The 16,684-nt window shown below is 59.2% G+C and carries 16 protein-coding genes and 1 riboswitch; of the genes, 13 read left to right on the top strand and 3 right to left on the bottom strand.

All coding sequences use genetic code 11. The features are described 5' to 3' along the window. Positions 1-3: 3 nt before the first annotated feature. Positions 4-621: a cob(I)yrinic acid a,c-diamide adenosyltransferase gene (cobO, locus tag DSM25558_RS11660; RefSeq protein WP_077104924.1), complete on the bottom strand. Its 618-nt coding sequence runs from the start codon at positions 619-621 to the stop codon at positions 4-6. A 105-nt stretch (positions 622-726) separates the two neighbouring features. After that, a riboswitch (cobalamin riboswitch) is annotated at positions 727-939 on the top strand. A 141-nt stretch (positions 940-1,080) separates the two neighbouring features. Between cobO and DSM25558_RS11655 the strand changes: the two genes are divergently transcribed. The 7 genes from DSM25558_RS11655 to DSM25558_RS11625 are packed head-to-tail and all read left to right on the top strand — an operon-like array spanning position 1,081 to position 9,457. Then, the gene (locus tag DSM25558_RS11655; RefSeq protein ID WP_077104922.1) at positions 1,081-1,479 is read left to right on the top strand and encodes a DUF1636 family protein; all 399 of its coding nucleotides are present in this window, start codon (positions 1,081-1,083) and stop codon (positions 1,477-1,479) included. After that, positions 1,473-2,510 carry a cobalamin biosynthesis protein CobW gene (gene cobW / locus DSM25558_RS11650; RefSeq protein ID WP_077104920.1) on the top strand — a complete coding sequence of 346 codons (1,038 nt, stop codon included), beginning with the start codon at positions 1,473-1,475 and terminating at the stop codon, positions 2,508-2,510. The genes DSM25558_RS11655 and cobW overlap by 7 nt, the downstream gene beginning before the upstream one ends. Positions 2,511-2,513: 3 nt before the next feature. Continuing rightward, positions 2,514-5,864, top strand: a complete 3,351-nt coding sequence (gene cobN / locus DSM25558_RS11645; RefSeq protein ID WP_077104918.1) for a cobaltochelatase subunit CobN — start codon at positions 2,514-2,516, stop codon at positions 5,862-5,864. Next, positions 5,861-7,291, top strand: coding sequence for a precorrin-3B synthase (cobG, locus tag DSM25558_RS11640; protein WP_077104916.1), 1,431 nt, complete (start codon positions 5,861-5,863; stop codon positions 7,289-7,291). The genes cobN and cobG overlap by 4 nt, the downstream gene beginning before the upstream one ends. Beyond that, positions 7,288-7,920: a precorrin-8X methylmutase gene (locus DSM25558_RS11635; protein WP_077104915.1), complete on the top strand. Its 633-nt coding sequence runs from the start codon at positions 7,288-7,290 to the stop codon at positions 7,918-7,920. Before cobG ends, DSM25558_RS11635 begins: the two co-directional genes overlap by 4 nt. Then, on the top strand, positions 7,917-8,699 hold the full coding sequence (locus tag DSM25558_RS11630) for a precorrin-2 C(20)-methyltransferase (RefSeq protein WP_077104913.1): 783 nt from the start codon (positions 7,917-7,919) through the stop codon (positions 8,697-8,699). The genes DSM25558_RS11635 and DSM25558_RS11630 overlap by 4 nt, the downstream gene beginning before the upstream one ends. Next, positions 8,696-9,457: a precorrin-3B C(17)-methyltransferase gene (locus tag DSM25558_RS11625; RefSeq protein WP_077104911.1), complete on the top strand. Its 762-nt coding sequence runs from the start codon at positions 8,696-8,698 to the stop codon at positions 9,455-9,457. The genes DSM25558_RS11630 and DSM25558_RS11625 overlap by 4 nt, the downstream gene beginning before the upstream one ends. On the opposite strand, the gene DSM25558_RS11620 is transcribed toward DSM25558_RS11625, so the two are convergent. After that, a complete protein-coding gene (locus DSM25558_RS11620; protein ID WP_077104909.1) occupies positions 9,424-10,191 on the bottom strand; it encodes a cobalt-precorrin-6A reductase in 768 nt (255 codons plus the stop codon). The two genes, DSM25558_RS11625 and DSM25558_RS11620, sit on opposite strands and share 34 nt — an antisense overlap. Here DSM25558_RS11620 and cbiE point away from each other — a divergent pair. Genes cbiE through cobM form a run of 3 tightly spaced genes read left to right on the top strand, consistent with a single transcriptional unit; the run spans position 10,190 to position 12,590 of the window. After that, positions 10,190-11,446 carry a precorrin-6y C5,15-methyltransferase (decarboxylating) subunit CbiE gene (gene cbiE / locus DSM25558_RS11615; protein WP_077104908.1) on the top strand — a complete coding sequence of 419 codons (1,257 nt, stop codon included), beginning with the start codon at positions 10,190-10,192 and terminating at the stop codon, positions 11,444-11,446. The genes DSM25558_RS11620 and cbiE overlap by 2 nt on opposite strands. After that, a complete protein-coding gene (locus tag DSM25558_RS11610; RefSeq protein ID WP_371479846.1) occupies positions 11,443-11,820 on the top strand; it encodes a cobalamin biosynthesis protein in 378 nt (125 codons plus the stop codon). The genes cbiE and DSM25558_RS11610 overlap by 4 nt, the downstream gene beginning before the upstream one ends. Continuing rightward, entirely contained in the window at positions 11,817-12,590 is a 774-nt protein-coding gene (cobM, locus tag DSM25558_RS11605) for a precorrin-4 C(11)-methyltransferase (protein WP_077104905.1), read from the top strand. The genes DSM25558_RS11610 and cobM overlap by 4 nt, the downstream gene beginning before the upstream one ends. Here the strand turns inward: cobM and DSM25558_RS11600 are convergent. Beyond that, positions 12,545-13,675 (bottom strand): cobalt-precorrin-5B (C(1))-methyltransferase, encoded by a 1,131-nt coding sequence (locus DSM25558_RS11600; protein ID WP_077104903.1) that lies wholly within the window; start codon positions 13,673-13,675, stop codon positions 12,545-12,547. The two genes, cobM and DSM25558_RS11600, sit on opposite strands and share 46 nt — an antisense overlap. A gap of 230 nt (positions 13,676-13,905) precedes the next feature. Here DSM25558_RS11600 and DSM25558_RS11595 point away from each other — a divergent pair, with 230 nt between their 5' ends. The 3 genes from DSM25558_RS11595 (at position 13,906) to DSM25558_RS11585 (ending at position 16,610) form a co-directional block, all read left to right on the top strand. Beyond that, positions 13,906-15,219 carry a cobyrinate a,c-diamide synthase gene (locus tag DSM25558_RS11595; protein WP_077104901.1) on the top strand — a complete coding sequence of 438 codons (1,314 nt, stop codon included), beginning with the start codon at positions 13,906-13,908 and terminating at the stop codon, positions 15,217-15,219. Positions 15,220-15,322: 103 nt separating this feature from the next. Continuing rightward, positions 15,323-16,219 carry a glutathione-dependent disulfide-bond oxidoreductase gene (yghU, locus tag DSM25558_RS11590; RefSeq protein ID WP_077104899.1) on the top strand — a complete coding sequence of 299 codons (897 nt, stop codon included), beginning with the start codon at positions 15,323-15,325 and terminating at the stop codon, positions 16,217-16,219. Between the two features lie 10 nt (positions 16,220-16,229). After that, entirely contained in the window at positions 16,230-16,610 is a 381-nt protein-coding gene (locus DSM25558_RS11585) for a hypothetical protein (protein ID WP_065700668.1), read from the top strand. Positions 16,611-16,684 lie beyond the last annotated feature (74 nt).

Genomic DNA, 16,684 nt, shown 5'->3' with positions numbered 1-16,684 from the left:
CGATCAGAACTCGATGCCGGACTGGGCTTTGACACCCGCCTTGAAGTGGTGCTTCACCAGCGTCATTTCCGTCACCATGTCGGCGGCATCGATCAGTGGCGGCTTTGCGTTACGACCAGTGACCATGACATGCAGATCCGGACGGCGGTTTTGCAACGCTGCCACCACTTCATCCAGCGGCAGGTAATCGTAACGCAACGCGATATTGAGCTCATCGAGCACCACCAAACTGATAGTCTCATCGGCCATCAGGGTCTTTGCCTCTTCCCACGCTTTGGTGGCAGCTGCGACATCGCGTTTGAGATCTTGGGTGTCCCACGTGAAACCTTCTCCCATGGTGCGCCACTCCACCCGGTCGCCAAACAGGGCCAGCGCCTGCTGCTCACCTGTGGACCATGCACCCTTGATGAACTGCACGATGCCGACGCGTCTGTTGGTGCCCAGCATGCGCAGCGCAAGCCCGAAGGCTGCGGTGGACTTGCCTTTGCCCGGGCCGGTATTGACCATCAGCAGACCTTTTTCGATGGTCTTTTCCGAGACTTCCGCATCCTGAACGGCTTTGCGATTGGCCATTTTGGCGCGGTGGCGTTCGGCCTCGCTGTCGCTGATATCGCGGTTCATGGCGTCTTATCCTTCCGGCGCATGCTTTTTCGAAGCGGCGACTATAGCCAAATCCGTTCTCACGGCAATCATGGAGCGGCATTGACACTCCAGCACCGCAAGGCATAAGGGTTAAGGACTGACGGTCTTTTTCCGGCAACGGGAAAAGCTAAGAGGGAACACGGTTCAATTCGTTATGCGGACCAATCCGTGGCTGCCCCCGCAACTGTAAGCGGTGAGCCCGCGCCAAAAGCCACTGGACATGTTGTCCGGGAAGGCGGTGCAAGGGCGTTCTTCATACTGCGAGCCAGGAGACCTGCCGCTTCAGGAAAAACGTCTGCCGGGCGGGGTGCTCCGGTCAGTCGGTCTTGTCGAACAGCGAAGCGTGCCTCGGCGCGTGGCGTTTTTCGATATCCGCACCCCAAAGAATTTGCAGGCGCGGAAAGCTTAATCTTGGATATAACATCGACATCCCCAGGCATGACGGCCGAGGCCGAAAGTGAAACGTCTCATGGCGTCGTCGTTTTCGTGTGCCGCAGCTGTCGCGATGAAGCCGATCCCAATATGGAGCCCCGTCCAGGTGCCACACTTGCGCAGGCTGCAATCGCGCTTGGTCGCACTGAAGGTGTCGAGGTGCGTAGCGTCAATTGCCTTGCCAATTGCAAGCGAGGCCTGAGTGCGGCGATGCGTAGTGCGGACGGCTGGTCCTATATGTTTGGTTCGCTAACCGCTGACGATGCCGCCGACCTGATGGTCGGTGCACGCCTTTTGGCAACGGCCACGGATGGCCTGATGCCGTGGCGCGGACGGCCTGACAGTTTGAAGCGCGGCTTGGTTGCCCGCATTCCCCCTTTGCATTTTACCGAGGAGACATCATGACCACGCTCGATCGCGTTCCCTGCACCATCATCACCGGCTTTCTTGGCGCTGGCAAAACCACCTTGTTACGTGGCCTGCTGGAGAAACTGGATGGAAAACGGCTGGCTATCATCGTCAACGAATTCGGCGATGTCGGCATCGATGGCGATGTTCTCAAAGGCTGCGGCATCGAAAGCTGCCCGGAGGAGAATATCGTGGAATTGGCCAATGGCTGCATTTGCTGCACAGTTGCCGATGACTTCCAGCCAGCCATCGAGCAAATCCTCAGCCGCGAGCCACGGGTAGAGCATATCCTTATCGAGACATCTGGATTGGCTTTGCCAAAGCCGTTGGTTCAGGCGTTTCAGTGGCCCGCTATCAAGAGCCGCGTGACGGTGGATGCCGTGGTGGCTGTTGCCGATGGTGCAGCCCTTGCCGAAGGCATGGTGTCGCATGATCTCGAGGCCCTTGCGGCCCAGCGCCAGAACGATGAAGCGCTGGATCACGACGATCCGGTCGAGGAAGTCTTTGAAGATCAGATTGCCTGCGCCGATCTTATTGTTCTGACCAAGGGCGATCTGCTGGATGCAGAGGGTCTCGAGCGCGCTAAGGCGCATATCAATGCACATCTTCCGAAGGCGGCAAAAATCATCGTGGCGTCCAATGGGGTGATTGATCCTGCTGTCCTCATCGGGCTTGGGCTTGCGGTGGAAGAGGATATCGATAATCGTCACACCCATCACGACGAGGAAGAAGACCACGATCACGATGAGTTCGACAGCTTTGTCGTGGAACTGGATGCGGTAACCGACGCAGATGCGTTGGCTGCACGCATTTCCGAGACGGCGGCTTCTGAAAACGTGCTGCGCATCAAGGGTTTCGTTGAGGTCTCTTCCAAGCCGATGCGTTTGCAGGTGCAGGCCGTCGGTTCACGGGTCAACCATTACTTCGATCGTCCCTGGGCTGCCGGTGAAGTCCGCCGCAGCCGCCTTGTGGTGATCGGCGAAAAAGGCATCAACCGCGAAAAAATCGAGCGGATGTTGGCAGCCTGATCCATGCACATCCTTGCCACCACATCCTCGTCTTTGGATGACCTGATCGAGCCGGTTGATCTCAACCAGCCACGGGCGGATGTGGTGGCGATGTCTTTTTCCGCCAGCGATCTTGCTGGGTTGGAACGCGGATGGGCGCACGCTGGCGACGGTTCTGTCTCGCTGGTATCCGCCAATCTTTCCGAGCTTCGCCACCCCATGTCGGTCGATCTGTGGATCGAAAAGACGGCCGAACATGCCAAATTGATCCTTATCCGGATTCTCGGCGGCGCTGAGCGCTGGCGTTATGGGGTGGACCAGCTATCGAGAATGGCGCGTCATCGCGGGATCAAGCTGGTGTTGTTGCCCGGTGAATGCAGCGAGCGGGACGAAAAGCTGGAGGCGGCTTCCACCGTCGATCTTGAAACACTCAATACCATCCTTTCGTTTTTCCGCGCAGGCGGTCCTGATAATATGATCCGTGTGGCAGCTGGGCTGACCGCTGTTGCACGTGGCGATGCATGGCCGGATATCGTGGCGGAACCTCTGCCGAAAGCCGGTTTCTATCGACCAGGAGAGGGATCTGTCGATCTCGCCCAGGCGCTCCATGAATTTCCAGAAAATGCCCCTATCCTGCCCATCCTGTTTTATCGTTCCATGTTGCTGGCCGCAGATGTGGCACCCATCGATGCGCTGTTTGGTGCTTTGCGCGCGAAAGGCTTCGCACCGCTGCCGATTTTCGTTAGCGGCTTGAAGGATCAGGACGCGATCCGGTTTCTGGAAGAGACACTTGCGCATTTGAAACCGGCGGCGATCATTGCGGCAACCGCCTTTGCCAGCCAGACGGATGAGAGCGGTAAAACCCTGTTCGAACGGCTGGATGTGGCAACGTTTCAAGTCATCATGGCCACGACCCGGCGTGATGGTTGGACGGAAAACGTGCGCGGGATCAATCCCTCTGATCTTGCCATGCATGTGGTGCTGCCGGAGCTGGATGGCAGACTGCTGGCTGGGGTCATTTCGTTCAAGCAGCCTGATCCGAATGGAGGGCAGGGTCTGGTCAATATTCCGGAACCCGACCGCGTCGAGCAGGTTGCAGACCGCGTGGCGGCCTTTCTTCGGCTGAAGACTGCGGCACCATCTCAACGACGCCTTGTCATTCTCATGCCGGATTATCCGGGCGCGGCACCCGGCCGAACCGGTTATGCGGTGGGTCTGGATGTACCGCAAAGCGTACTGGAAATGCTACATGATCTGCGCGATGCCGGATATGCGGTAGACGACATTCCCGAGACGGCGCGTGGGTTGCTCGACCGCATCGAGAACGAAACCGTTGGTTTCGGTGTTGCCGAATATTCGGCATTCTGTGCTTCCCTTTCGCCTTCTGCCAATCAGGCATTGGAGAGTACCTGGGGGCATTACGCTGACGACGATGCCATTGAGGATGGAGCATTCCGTTTCCGCGCCGCGCGTTTCGGCGCGGTGACCGTCGCACTGGCACCTGATCGCGGTCGCAACGAAGATCGGCGCGTGGATTATCATGACCCAGCTTTACCGCCACGACACGCCTTGGTCGCTTTCGGCGCGTGGATGCGTCATGGTGTGGATGCGCATGCCATCATCCATGTCGGTGCACATGGCACGCTGGAATGGTTGCCCGGCAAGACGGTGGCCCTATCGGATGCCTGCTTCCCGGAAATCGTCACAGGGCCGTTGCCGGTGATCTATCCGTTCATCGTGTCCAATCCGGGTGAAGCAGCGGTTGCCAAGCGACGCATTGCCGCCGTCACCATTGGTCACATTCCCCCCGTTCTGGTGGAAGCCGGGCTTTCGCCTGAGCAGATGGCACTGGAGCAGCTTGTTGATGAATATGCGCAGGCAGACGGGCTGGACCGTCGTCGCCGCGACCGATTGGCAAAGCTTATTGTTGAGAAGGCGCAGGAGACCGGACTGGCGGCAGACGCGGGAATCGGCTTGCAGGACAATGCCGATACGGCACTGTCACGAATCGATGCTTTTCTCTGCGATCTCAAGGATTTCGCGATTAAGGACGGCCAGCATGTGTTCGGGCGCTGCGCAAACGATGAGGTCGATCTACTGAGAGTACAAAGTGCAGTGGCGGAAAAGTCGGCACTGCTTGCAGCACTCGATGGTCGGCATATCCCTCCTGGCCCTTCCGGTGCACCGGCCCGCGGGCGACTTGACGTGCTGCCAACAGGCCGCAATCTTTACGCCGCCGATCCGCGCACCATGCCAACGCCGACTGCTTTTGAACTTGGCCGCATGGCAGGTGAAGAGGTCTTGCGGCATTATTTGCAAAGCCATGGCGATTGGCCAAAACATCTGGTGTTCGATCTCTGGGGCTCGGCCTCATTGCGCAATGGCGGCGAGGATGTGGGGCAGGCGCTTCATCTAATGGGGGCGAGGCCTATCTATGATCCGGCTACGGGCCGCGTAACCGGCATCGAAGTGCTGCCACCTGCGGCGCTGGGACGTCCCCGTGTCGATGTGACATTCCGTATTTCGGGCCTGTTTCGAGACATGTTCCCGGCTCTGATCGCCCTGCTTGATGCTGCCGCCAAAGCCATCGCACGGCGTGAGGAGGCCGCCGGTGACAACCCGCTGGGGGAAGAAGCTGCGAGCCTCGGCCACATACCGGCCCGCATTTTCGGCTCTGCGCCTGGCACCTATGGTGCCGGCATTGAGGAAAAGCTGGCCAGCGGGCGCTGGGATGAGCGCGAAGAGCTTGGCCAGACCTATTTGGATGCCGCAAGCCATGCTTTCGGTGGCGCGGATGGGCTTGGCGTTTTTGCTGATACAGGCTTTGCAAGCCAGGTGGAAAAAGCCGACCTGCTGGTCCACACGGGCGATGATCCGGGACGCGACCTTCTCGATGGCTCATCTGACGTCGCCTTCATCGGCGGCTTCGCGGCGGCCAAGGCGGCGCTTGGTCAATCGGCTGACGTGGTGGCCTTGGACACCACCGATCCTGCCCGCCCGCGTGCCCGTTCTATCGCCCAGGCAATCAGCCGCGTCGTGCGCGCCCGCGCCATCAATCCGCGCTTCATCGCCGGGCAGATGCGGCATGGGCCACGCGGTGCGGCGGAATTTGCCGAGACGGTGGACCGGCTGATCGGCTTTGCCGAAACGACGCATGCGGTGTCGTCCTCTCTGATCGAGGCGCTCTACGACGCATATTTTGGCAATGAAGAGGTGCGCGACTTCATTCTACGGGAAAACCCGCAGGCGGCAGAGGTGATGGCGCAGCGGTTTCTCTCCGCCCGCCGCCGTGGCCTCTGGCACAGCAGACGCAATGCCGTGGATGCGGAACTGGAGATGCTGATTGAGCCGGAACGGGCGAGGGTGAACGCATGAGCGCCACCAGCCGTGTCGATGTTCGCCCTTTCACCCGTCGCGGCGTTTGCCCGGCCCTGTCTGCTCCGATGCAGACGGGAGATGGACTTTTGTCCCGCATTGCCTTCACGGATCATATTTCGCCCGATGATCTGCATGCGCTATCTACTCTCGCCATCCGGCATGGCAACGGTTTGATCGACATCACCGCGCGTGGCGGTTTGCAATTTCGCGGGTTGACCGCTGAGAGTGCTTTGGCCCTTGAACAGGATGTCTTGGCCCTTGGCCTGCCGCTGCGACGAGGCTTGGCGATAGAAACTTCACCTCTTGCAGGCATCGATGAGACGGCCATTGCCGATCCGCGTGCGATTATGAGCCCGATATCGGAGCGCGCGGATACGCTCAACCTGTCTGAACGACTGGCCGCGAAAATGTCGATCATTATTGATGGCGGTGGCCATGTGAGCATGGTCGATCTGCTGGCGGATGTCAGGCTGAAGGCGGTTCGGCTCAATGATGACGTGCTGTGGCAATTGATGTTGGGTGGTGCAGAAAAAACGTCATTGCGTGCCGGTATGCTGCGAACGGAACATGCCGCCGGTGTGGTCATCGATCTTCTGAATTGCCTTGCTGAACGGGGTTCCGACGCGCGCGGTCGCGATCTTGACATTGAAACGGTGCGGACGGTTTGTGCGGAACGGTTGGTTGATAGCAATGAAGCAGGTCAAGACCTTAGCCCCTCATCCCGCTGCCGCGACCTTCTCTCCGGCAGGGAGAAGGCGGAAAGCCTGACCCTCCCGACTTATGGCGAAGCGCATCCCTACGGATTAATGCGTCTTTCCCGTGGGCAGTTTGCTGCCGCGTTGGCACCTGCCTATAGTCAAAGTCCAGCTGATACTCTGTCTGCTCTTTGCCGACATGCATCCATGCTGGAAATAAAATATGTGAGACCCGGCCCCGGCCATGCCCTGTATTTCATCGGAAACAAAGAGGTTTGCCAGACGCTTCTCACCCATGCGCGTGAAGCCGGTTTTGTGACGAATGCCCATGATCCGCGTTCTGCCATCGCAGTTTGCGCGGGAGAACCGGCCTGCGCTTCGGCTTTCCTCGCCACGCGAGAACTGGCCGAACATGCGGCGGTGGACTGTGCGGGCCTGCTCGATGGGTCACTCACGCTGCATCTTTCCGGCTGCGGCAAGGGCTGCGCCCATCCCACATCGGCACCGCTTGCTTTCTCAGGCTCTCCTGAGGGGCTGGCGTTTCGCTACTTGGGCCGTGTTTCAGACGCTCCAGATGTTATTTTGCCCTTTACGGAGCAGAAGGCCGCACTTTCGCGACTTGCCCGTTTGTATGAAAAAGAACATAAGCCCGGAGAAAATGCCCGCACCCTGCTTGCCCGTCTTGGCAGGCAAAGGATTGTCGCGGCGCTCCGACAGGATGATCGATGACTGAATACGACTATATTCGCGATGGTAACGCGATTTACGAGCGCTCCTTTGCGATGGTGCGGGAAGAGGCTGATCTTTCTGCCTTCACGCCGGATCAGGCCGAAATCGCCATCCGCATGATCCACGCCTGCGGACAGGTGGAGGCGGCACAGCATTTTCGCTTTTCTCCCGATTTCGTGGCTGCTGCGCGCGGTGCGCTGGAAGCGGGCATGCCCATTCTTTGCGACGCCGAAATGGTGGCGCATGGCGTGACGCGTGCGCGCCTTCCCGCCCGCAACGAGGTAATTTGCACGCTGCGCTATCCACAAACCCCGGAACTGGCAAAGGCCATCGGCAACACCCGTTCTGCCGCAGCACTCGATCTTTGGGGCGATAAACTGGATGGCGCGCTGGTGGCCATCGGCAATGCACCGACCGCGCTGTTTTATCTCTTGGAAATGCTGGAGCGCGGCGCACCCCGCCCCGCTGCCATTATCGGCATGCCGGTTGGTTTCGTGGGTGCGATGGAATCGAAGGACGCGCTGGAGGAAAGTGGGCTGCGCATCCCCTATGCAATCGTCAAGGGCCGCCTCGGCGGCTCGGCCATGACGGCAGCGGCAGTCAATGCTGTAGCGAGGCCTGGCCTATGAGCGCGGCATTGTTCGATCCTGCGCCACAGAAGGCCTTGAAGGGCAAGCTGATTGGTGTTGGCACTGGCCCTGGTGATCCAGAGCTTTTGACGCTGAAGGCTGTACGCGCCATCGAAAATGCCGATGTTGTCGCCTTTTTCTGCAAGAGGGGCAGCAAGGGCAACGGGCGCGGTATCGTCGAAAGCTTCATCCGCCCCGGCACGCTGGAAATGCCACTGGTCTATCCTGTAACGGTCGAGAGCGACAAGAACGGCGACGATTATCGTGGTGCCATTGCAGGTTTCTTCGATCAGTCCGCGAGAGATATCGCCATCCATCTCGATGCCGGGCGAAACGTCGCAGTGCTCTCCGAAGGCGATCCGCTGTTTTACGGCTCCTACATGCATCTGCATTTGCGGCTTGCGCCGTCCTATCCGGCAGAAGTCGTGGCGGGTATCACCGCCATGTCTGGCTGCTGGTCCATGGCCGGGCTGCCGCTGGTGCAGGGCGATGACATCTTGAGCGTGCTGCCCGGCACACTTGGCGAAGAGACGCTGACGGAACGCCTTTCCGGTACGGATGGTGCTGTTATCATGAAAGTCGGCCGCAACCTGCCAAAAATCCGCCGTGCGCTGGAACGCGCGGGCAAGCTGCAAAGCGCGCTGTATGTCGAGCGCGGCACGATGGAAAACGGTCATGCCATGCGGCTGATCGAGCACGATGGCTCGCCTGCGCCCTACTTCTCGCTGGTATTGGTTCCGGGCTGGAAAGATAGACCTGCGGGTGGAGAAACCGTATGAGCGGTCGTCTCACCGTCGTTGGCCTTGGCCCGGGCAATCTGGGTCAAATTACGCCGGAAGCGCTGGATGCCGTGCGTGAGGCAGACGATTTCTTCGGCTATATTCCCTATCTCGATCGACTTTCGCTGGAACCGCACCAACGTCGCCACGCCTCTGATAATCGCGAGGAACTTTCCCGCGCCGAGGCGGCGCTGACGATTGCGGCTGCGGGCGGCAAGGTCTGCGTCGTGTCGGGTGGTGATCCCGGCGTTTTTGCCATGGCTGCCGCCGTGTGCGAGGCCATCGAAAACGGTCCAGCGGAGTGGAGAGATATTGATTTTTCTGTCGTGCCAGGCGTGACGGCCATGCTGGCGGTGGCGGCGAGAGCCGGTGCGCCGCTGGGGCACGATTTTTGTGCCATTTCCCTCTCGGATAATCTGAAACCCTGGTCGCTGATCGAAAAGCGACTTGTTGCAGCGGCGCAAGCCGGTTTCGTTATGGCGTTTTACAACCCTGTCAGCAAGGCACGTCCCCACCAGTTGGCAACGGCTTTCGATGTGCTGCGTGCGCATCTGCCTGGGTCTGTGCCGGTGATTTTCGGGCGCGCTGCCGGGCGGGTGGATGAGCGTATGCGGGTCGTGTCGCTGTCTGAAGCGGCAAGCGATATGGCCGATATGGCCACCTGCATCATTGTCGGCTCGGTTGAAACACGGTTGATCGAACGCAGTGGGCAGCAGCCTATCGTCTATTCACCACGTTCGTCCAAAAGGGAAAGCTGATGGCGGATGGCGGCCAAGGCAGTATCGATGTTCGGGACCGTCGCGGTGTTTGCCCGCATCGGTCGCTCGATCATCAACACCCTTATGCCCAGCTGGCGCGCCGCTTCAATCTTCGCATAGGCAGCCGTGCCGCCAGAGTTTTTGGATACGATGGAAGCGATGTGATTTTCACGCAGCAGCTTGATTTCGTCCTCCAAAGCGAAGGGCCCGCGCGCCGTAATATACCTGGCATGCGGTACCGTCAGAAGCGGCTCAACCGGATCGACGCTGCGGATGAGATAATGGTGCTGGGGTGCGGCCTCGAAGGGCAGCAGTTCCTGACGGCCAAGCGCGAGGAAAGCCTTGGTGCTCGTGTTTCCAAGAGCAGCAACAGCGCTTTCCACATCGACCACGCTCTGCCAGTCATCCCCGACCTGTCTCTCCCACGCCGGACGTTCCAGAGTGACAAGTGGAATATTCGCCATTTTTGCGGCTTCAACGGCGTTTGCAGAGACGCGGGCCGCGTAAGGGTGGGTCGCGTCCACCAGAAGATCGAACCGATTTTCCGTGATGAAGTCGGCCAGTCCACTTGCACCGCCAAAGCCGCCGGTGCGCATCGGCACCGGTTGCTGAACCGGATCACGGGTACGGCCGGCCATAGACAGAAGAAGCCGATAGCCGGAGTCTTCCGCCAGTTTTCCGGCCAGAATACGGGCATCCGCCGTGCCGCCGAGAATGAGTATAGAGCGTGTCATGGCCTCTGAATATGCCGGAATCGACAACGCATCCACTGAAAAGGCGATAGCCCCCTGGCTTTCCATCGTCGGCATTGGCGAGAACGGGCTTGCCGGACTGGGTGAGGATGCGCGCCGGGCGATTGAAACGGCTGAATTCGTGTTTGGCGGCAAACGACATTTGGCGCTGGCGGCGGATGCCATTAAAGGCGAAGCGTCGCCTTGGCCAGTCCCGTTCGATGTGGAGATGGCGGATGTCGTCACGTTGCGCGGACGTAAGGTCTGCGTGCTGGCCTCTGGTGATCCTTTTTTCTACGGTGTCGGTGTAACGCTGCTGCGTCAGGTCTCTGCTGAAGAAACCGTATCCTACCCTGCCCCATCGGCCTTCTCGTTGGCCGCTTCACGGCTCGGCTGGGCGTTGCAGGATGTGGAATGCATTTCGCTACACGGTCGCTCCATCGATCTTATTCGCCCGCATCTGCATTCCGGTGCGAAACTCATCGTTCTGACATCGGATGAGAAAGCCCCTGCCCTTTTGGCAGCGCTTGTTTCGGAGACTGGCTTCGGTGCTTCCGATTTTAGTCTGCTGGAGGCTCTTGGTGGTCCGCGTGAGAAAGTCCGGACTGGCAACGCTGCCAAGTTTTCCCTGAGCGATGTCGATCCGCTGAATGTCGTTGCCATCGATGTCGTGGCGGATGAAAAAGCGCGTATTATCCCCTATTCGCAAGGGCTGGATGATGCACTTTTCGAGCATGATGGTCAGATGACCAAGCGCGAAATTCGGGCGGTCACGCTGTCATCGCTCGGCCCCCGTCATGGGGAGTTGCTGTGGGATATTGGAGCCGGGTCTGGCTCCATCGGTATCGAGTGGATGCTGGCGCATCCCTCATTGCGCGCTATCGGTATCGAGCAGCACCCGGAACGGGCCGAACGGGCCATGCGCAACGCAGAAGCCTTCGGCGTACCGGGGCTGGAAATCGTGATCGGTACGGTACCGGGGGCGTTCGAAGGTCTGCCGACGCCAGACGCGATCTTCATCGGCGGCGGTGGCAGTGAAGCTGGCGTGCTAGACGGCGCTATCGCTGCGCTGAAACCCGGTGGACGGCTGGTTGCCAATGCTGTGACGCTGGAAATGGAAGCCACTTTGCTCGCGGCACAGGCGCGGTTGGGCGGCTCGCTGATCCGACTTGAGGTTGCTCGGGCGTCCGCTGTTGGCTCCATGCAGGGTTGGCGTCCGGCCATGCCGGTCACGCAATGGGCGTGGGTCAAGCCGTGATTGTCGCCGGGATCGGGTGCCGCAAAGGAACCAGTGCAGAGGCAATCATTGCTGCCTTGGATGAGGCGACAAAGGCGCATGGTGTAAAGATCGATTTTATCGCAACGGCACCGATCAAAGCCGGCGAACCAGGGTTGATGGAAGCCGCGACAACGCTTGGTATGGCATTCGTCGTGGTGGCGCAGGCGGATTTCGAACAGGCCAGCGCCCGCACGATCACGCAATCGGCAACGAGCCTGAAACATTCCGGCTCTCCCAGCCTCAGCGAAGCATCCGCTTTGGCGGCGCTAGGGCCGCGATCAAGGCTGATTGCGCCGCGAATGGTGATCGGCGATATGACGGTGGCGCTCGCCACTTTAGGAGACGACGAATGACGGTTCATTTTATCGGTGCCGGTCCGGGTGCAGCAGATCTTATCACGGTGCGTGGGCGCGATCTCATCGCCGCCTGCCCGGTCTGCCTCTATGCCGGGTCGCTCGTGCCGAAAGCATTGCTGGAGTATTGCCCTGAAGGTGCGCGCATCGTCGATACTGCGGCGTTGTCGCTGGATGATATCGAGGCGGAATATGTTGCCGCCGCCCGTGAGGGAAAGGATGTGGCGCGGCTGCATTCCGGTGATCTCTCAGTCTGGAGCGCCATGGGCGAGCAAATTCGCCGTCTGGAGCGTCTAGGATTGGATTATACTGTTACCCCTGGCGTTCCTTCCTTTGCCGCCGCCGCTGCCACGTTGCGCAGGGAGTTGACGGTGCCGGAGGTGGCGCAGAGCCTTGTGCTCACCCGCATCTCGGGCCGTGCCTCCAAAATGCCGGAGACGGAAACCTTGAAGGCCTTCGGGGCGACAGGCGCGACGCTTGCCATTCATCTGGCCATTCACGCCATCGCCAAAGTGGTCGAAGACCTGACGCCGCTCTATGGTGTCGATTGCCCGGTCGCTATCGTGGTTCGGGCCTCATGGCCGGAAGAGCGGATTATCAGGGGCATGTTGGGTGATATCGAAGCCAAGCTTGCGGAAGAACCGGTGGAACGCACGGCGCTGATTTTCGTCGGCAAAGGCTTGGCGTCAGAGGACTTTCGAGAGAGCGCGCTTTACAGCACGGATTATGTGCGCCGATTCCGCTCGCCGGAAGGGAAAGCGGATACGTGATGGGATGGCGCAAAGCCGAACCGCCCCTGTAACGCTCCGTCCCTATCGAACACCAGAATCTCAAGCACCGTTTCCGGCACATTGAGAGCGTCCGCCGCCGTCTGCCAGGCTTTCTCGGCCACGACATTGCCAAGTTCTATACCTGCGCTGCCCGCCATGGTGAAGGCATGCGCCACCGTGTTGGCGTGACGGATGGCATCCGCTAAAGTCTCTTCACCGCCCGCCTCTGTCGCAAGTTTTGCCAGCGCATCCAGATCCGCTAGGCCTCGCTTGGAATGTACGTCAAGCATGCCTTGGGCGAGCTTGGTCATCTTGGCGACGCCACCGGCGATGGTGAGTTTCTCGACCGGGTGGGTGCGGAGATATTTCAGCATACCGCCGATAAAATCGCCCATGTCGATCAGGGCGGTTTCCGGTAGACCGTGCAAAGCTTGCCCGGCTTTTTCCGAGGCATTGCCGGTTGCGCCGAGAATATGGGTCAGTCCTTCCGCCCGGGCCACATCGATGCCACGCCAGATGGAGTGAATCCAGGACGAGCATGAAAACGGAATGACGATGCCGGTGGTGCCGAGAATGGAAATGCCGCCGAGGATGCCAAGCCTGCCATTCAGCGTTTTTTCGGCGATTTTTTCACCGTTTTCGACGGAAATTTCCACTTCGAAATCTGCATTTTCGCCAGCGACTTCGTGGATGGCCTTCTCGATCATCTTGCGTGGTACGGGGTTGATGGCGGGTTCGCCAACTACCAATGGCAGGCCGGGCCGAGTGACGGTGCCGACACCGCTGCCAGCTTTGAAGGTGATGCCAGTGCCGGGTTTTCCGGGGCGCACGGTGCTTTCTACCAAGGCGCCGTGGGTCACATCCGGGTCATCGCCTGCATCCTTAATGACGCCTGCGCGGGCAAAGCCATCACCACGATGGTTGGTCGCCAGCGAAAAACCGACGCGCTTGCCGCTTGGAAGTTCGATCTCGACAAGGTATGGAAAATCACCGGTCAGCAACGCGGTACAGGCGGCTTTCGCCGCAGCCGTCGCGCAAGCGCCGGTCGTCCAGCCGCGACGCAGATTTTTTCCATCCGTTTCCATCGTGTTTCTATAGCGGTTACGGGTTTGTCCGTCATCGGGAAACAACAGGCAGTGTGAATGTCGAGACCGCTTATTTTGAGAACCGTTAAAGGCGCTCCACCACCCTCATTCCTGTGCTCGTCACAGGAATCCAGTCTTCGCGCGTCTGCGCGGAGGAGACAGTCTTTTCAGCCCAAGGACTTGGTCTGGCTGGATTCCTGTGACAAGCACAGGAATAAGGGAAGAGGGGTATGACGGCACGCGCGATCATCATCGGTGCGCCGCGTTCGGGTTCCGGCAAGACCAGCGTCACCATCGGGCTCCTGCGCGCCTTTGCACGGCGTGGCGTCAAAGTACGCGGCATCAAGACCGGGCCTGACTATATCGATCCCGGCTTTCACGCATTCGCAGCGGGAAGTCCGGGCCTCAATCTCGACAGTTGGGCTATGCAGCCGGATTTGCTGCGGCATCTGTTTGCGCAGCATGCTGAGGATGCGGAGCTGGTGCTGATCGAGAGTGCTATGGGCCTGTTCGATGGCATCGTGGTGCCGGAGAACCGAACGGGGTCGGCGGCTGACTTGGCGCGGCTGTTCGGCATACCGGTGCTGCTGGTGCTGGATATCTCTGGCCAATCGCAGACGGCGGCGGCTGTCGCCCATGGTTTTGCCCATTACGATTCTGCTGTGAAAATGTCTGCGGTGGTGCTGAACCGCGCGGGCAGCGAAAGGCACCGCACGCTTTGCTCAGACGCCATCGAAAAGATCGGCCTGCCGGTCGCGGGCTGCGTGATGCGTGATCCGTCTCTGGTGCTGCCGGAACGGCATTTGGGGCTGGTGCAGGCCAGCGAGCACCCGGAAATCGATGCGCATATCGAACGTCTCGCTGAGGCGATGGAAAGCTCTATCGATCTCGATGCACTCCTGGCACTCGCACGCCCGGTCGACTTGTCGCAGGGCTCAGTGGAGGCGGCCATTGCGCCACCCGGTCAGCGTATTGCGCTGGCGCAGGATGCGGCTTTTACGTTTCTCTATCCCCATCTCCAGCGCCATTGGCGTGAGGCGGGTGCGGAGATCGTTCCATTCTCGCCGCTGGCCAATGAAGCACCGGATGCGTCCTGCGATGTCTGCTGGTTACCTGGTGGATATCCTGAGCTTTATGCAGGGCGACTTGCTTCCGCCGACACTTTCAAGGCTGGTGTGGCGCGTTTTTCTCAAACGAAGCCCATTCATGGCGAATGCGGCGGCTATATGGTGCTGGGTGAAGCCTTGGAAGATGCAGATGGGGTCACCCATGCGATGACAGGCCTTCTGTCGCACGCCACAAGCTTTGCAAAGCGCAAGATGAACCTTGGGTATCGGCAAGCGACAATCGCCGCCGATGGCTTGTTGGGACAGGCGGGTGATGTGCTGCGCGGCCACGAATTTCACTATGCCCGTGTCATCGACCCAGGTCGTGATGACCCCTTCGCGCAGATCGCCGATGGGCCTGGCAAGCCGCTTGGCGCATCGGGTGGTAGGCGCGGCTTCGTTACGGGCACGTTTTTTCATGCGATCGCCAAAGGTTAAGTTTTTCTCATCGATGTTGCGGTGGAGGAATTTTGCTGTCTTCCTATATTGGTGTACGGGTGCTGACGCTGGCGCTTGATCCATTCAACAAGGACAGATTTTCATGACCGAGAAATCCCCCGAAAATAACTTTCCCGCCGGTTACGAACCAGCCGATGTCTGGGAATGGGAAAAGGGCAATGGCGGTCAGTTCGCCAATATCAACCGCCCGATTGCTGGCCCAACCCACGATAAGGAATTGCCCGTCGGCAAACATCCTTTGCAGCTTTATTCGCTGGCGACGCCCAACGGCCAAAAGATCGGCATCATGCTGGAAGAGCTGCTGGCGGCAGGGCATACGGGTGCTGAATATGATGCCTGGCTGATCCGTATCGGCGATGGCGACCAGTTTGGCTCCGATTTCGTCAAAGCCAATCCGAATTCGAAAATCCCGGCGCTGGTGGACCACTCAACTCCTGAGCCGACGCGTGTGTTCGAAAGCGGATCGATCCTGCTTTATCTCGCAGAAAAGTTCGGTGCATTTTTGCCTAAAGATCACAAGGGCCGCACCGAGGCGATCAACTGGCTGTTCTGGCAGATGGCATCCGGCCCGTATCTCGGCGGTGGTTTCGGCCATTTCTACGCCTATGCGCCGATTCACATCAAATATGCCATCGACCGTTTTGCAATGGAAGCCAAGCGACAGCTTGACGTGCTGGACCGCCATCTGGCAGAGAACCAGTATCTGGCCGGTTCGGAATATTCGATTGCGGATATCGCAGTCTGGCCATGGTACGGCAATCTGGCTCGTGGACAGTCCTATCCGAAGGCTGATGTCTTTCTGGATGTGAAAAGCTATAAGAACCTTCAGCGTTGGGCGGCCGAGATTGCGGAACGTCCAGCGGTAAAGCGGGGTCGCATGGTCAACAAGGTCAATGGCGATCCTTCGGAACAATTGCACGAACGCCACGATGCGTCCGACTTCGACACGAAGACACAGGACAAAATCGGCAAAGCATAAGGAAAAGACGATGGCAAAGCTGCCTGAAATGACGAAACACCGCGGCTTTCCATCCGGCATGCCGAGCACGGGTATACAGTTCACCATACGCCGCGCAAATCCGCGCGGCGTAACGCCCGTCAAACATATTCCGCGCCGTGCACGGAATGACTCGGCGGAACACAAGGTGGATGCAGCCTTCCTGCATGCGCTGTGGCACCAGTTCGGCAACGAGCCGTTCGAGCGTGGAAACCTCGATGCGGCCCGTCTAAGCCTGTTGTTCGGTCGTGAAGTGCTGCCTGCGGACAAGGATTTCGATCCCCTGTCTTACCAATCCATGCTCGTTATCGATGAACGGGTGGCACGACAGAACTTTCCGGAATCCTTCGAGAATTATTTCCAGATCGACTGAACCATCCGCTGCGGCAAAGTGGAGCGGGCACAGAAAGTTTCTGTGCTTCGCGGAATTGAGGTGCTATAGAGCAC

Origin of the sequence: Agrobacterium sp. DSM 25558, assembly GCF_900100825.1 — a bacterium.
In the GTDB taxonomy this organism is placed as follows: domain Bacteria; phylum Pseudomonadota; class Alphaproteobacteria; order Rhizobiales; family Rhizobiaceae; genus Agrobacterium.
This window is presented reverse-complemented; position numbering and strand designations above follow the sequence as displayed.

Excerpts from the sequence above, each read along its gene's own strand:
- cobO (WP_077104924.1), bottom strand. The coding sequence starts at position 621 with ATGAACCGCGATATCAGCGACAGCGAGGCCGAACGCCACCGCGCCAAA.
- DSM25558_RS11655 (WP_077104922.1), top strand. The coding sequence starts at position 1,081 with ATGACGGCCGAGGCCGAAAGTGAAACGTCTCATGGCGTCGTCGTTTTC.
- cobN (WP_077104918.1), top strand. The coding sequence starts at position 2,514 with ATGCACATCCTTGCCACCACATCCTCGTCTTTGGATGACCTGATCGAG.
- cobG (WP_077104916.1), top strand. The coding sequence starts at position 5,861 with ATGAGCGCCACCAGCCGTGTCGATGTTCGCCCTTTCACCCGTCGCGGC.
- DSM25558_RS11635 (WP_077104915.1), top strand. The coding sequence starts at position 7,288 with ATGACTGAATACGACTATATTCGCGATGGTAACGCGATTTACGAGCGC.
- DSM25558_RS11630 (WP_077104913.1), top strand. The coding sequence starts at position 7,917 with ATGAGCGCGGCATTGTTCGATCCTGCGCCACAGAAGGCCTTGAAGGGC.
- DSM25558_RS11625 (WP_077104911.1), top strand. The coding sequence starts at position 8,696 with ATGAGCGGTCGTCTCACCGTCGTTGGCCTTGGCCCGGGCAATCTGGGT.
- cbiE (WP_077104908.1), top strand. The coding sequence starts at position 10,190 with ATGGCCTCTGAATATGCCGGAATCGACAACGCATCCACTGAAAAGGCG.
- DSM25558_RS11620 (WP_077104909.1), bottom strand. The coding sequence starts at position 10,191 with ATGACACGCTCTATACTCATTCTCGGCGGCACGGCGGATGCCCGTATT.
- cobM (WP_077104905.1), top strand. The coding sequence starts at position 11,817 with ATGACGGTTCATTTTATCGGTGCCGGTCCGGGTGCAGCAGATCTTATC.
- DSM25558_RS11600 (WP_077104903.1), bottom strand. The coding sequence starts at position 13,675 with ATGGAAACGGATGGAAAAAATCTGCGTCGCGGCTGGACGACCGGCGCT.
- DSM25558_RS11595 (WP_077104901.1), top strand. The coding sequence starts at position 13,906 with ATGACGGCACGCGCGATCATCATCGGTGCGCCGCGTTCGGGTTCCGGC.
- yghU (WP_077104899.1), top strand. The coding sequence starts at position 15,323 with ATGACCGAGAAATCCCCCGAAAATAACTTTCCCGCCGGTTACGAACCA.
- DSM25558_RS11585 (WP_065700668.1), top strand. The coding sequence starts at position 16,230 with ATGGCAAAGCTGCCTGAAATGACGAAACACCGCGGCTTTCCATCCGGC.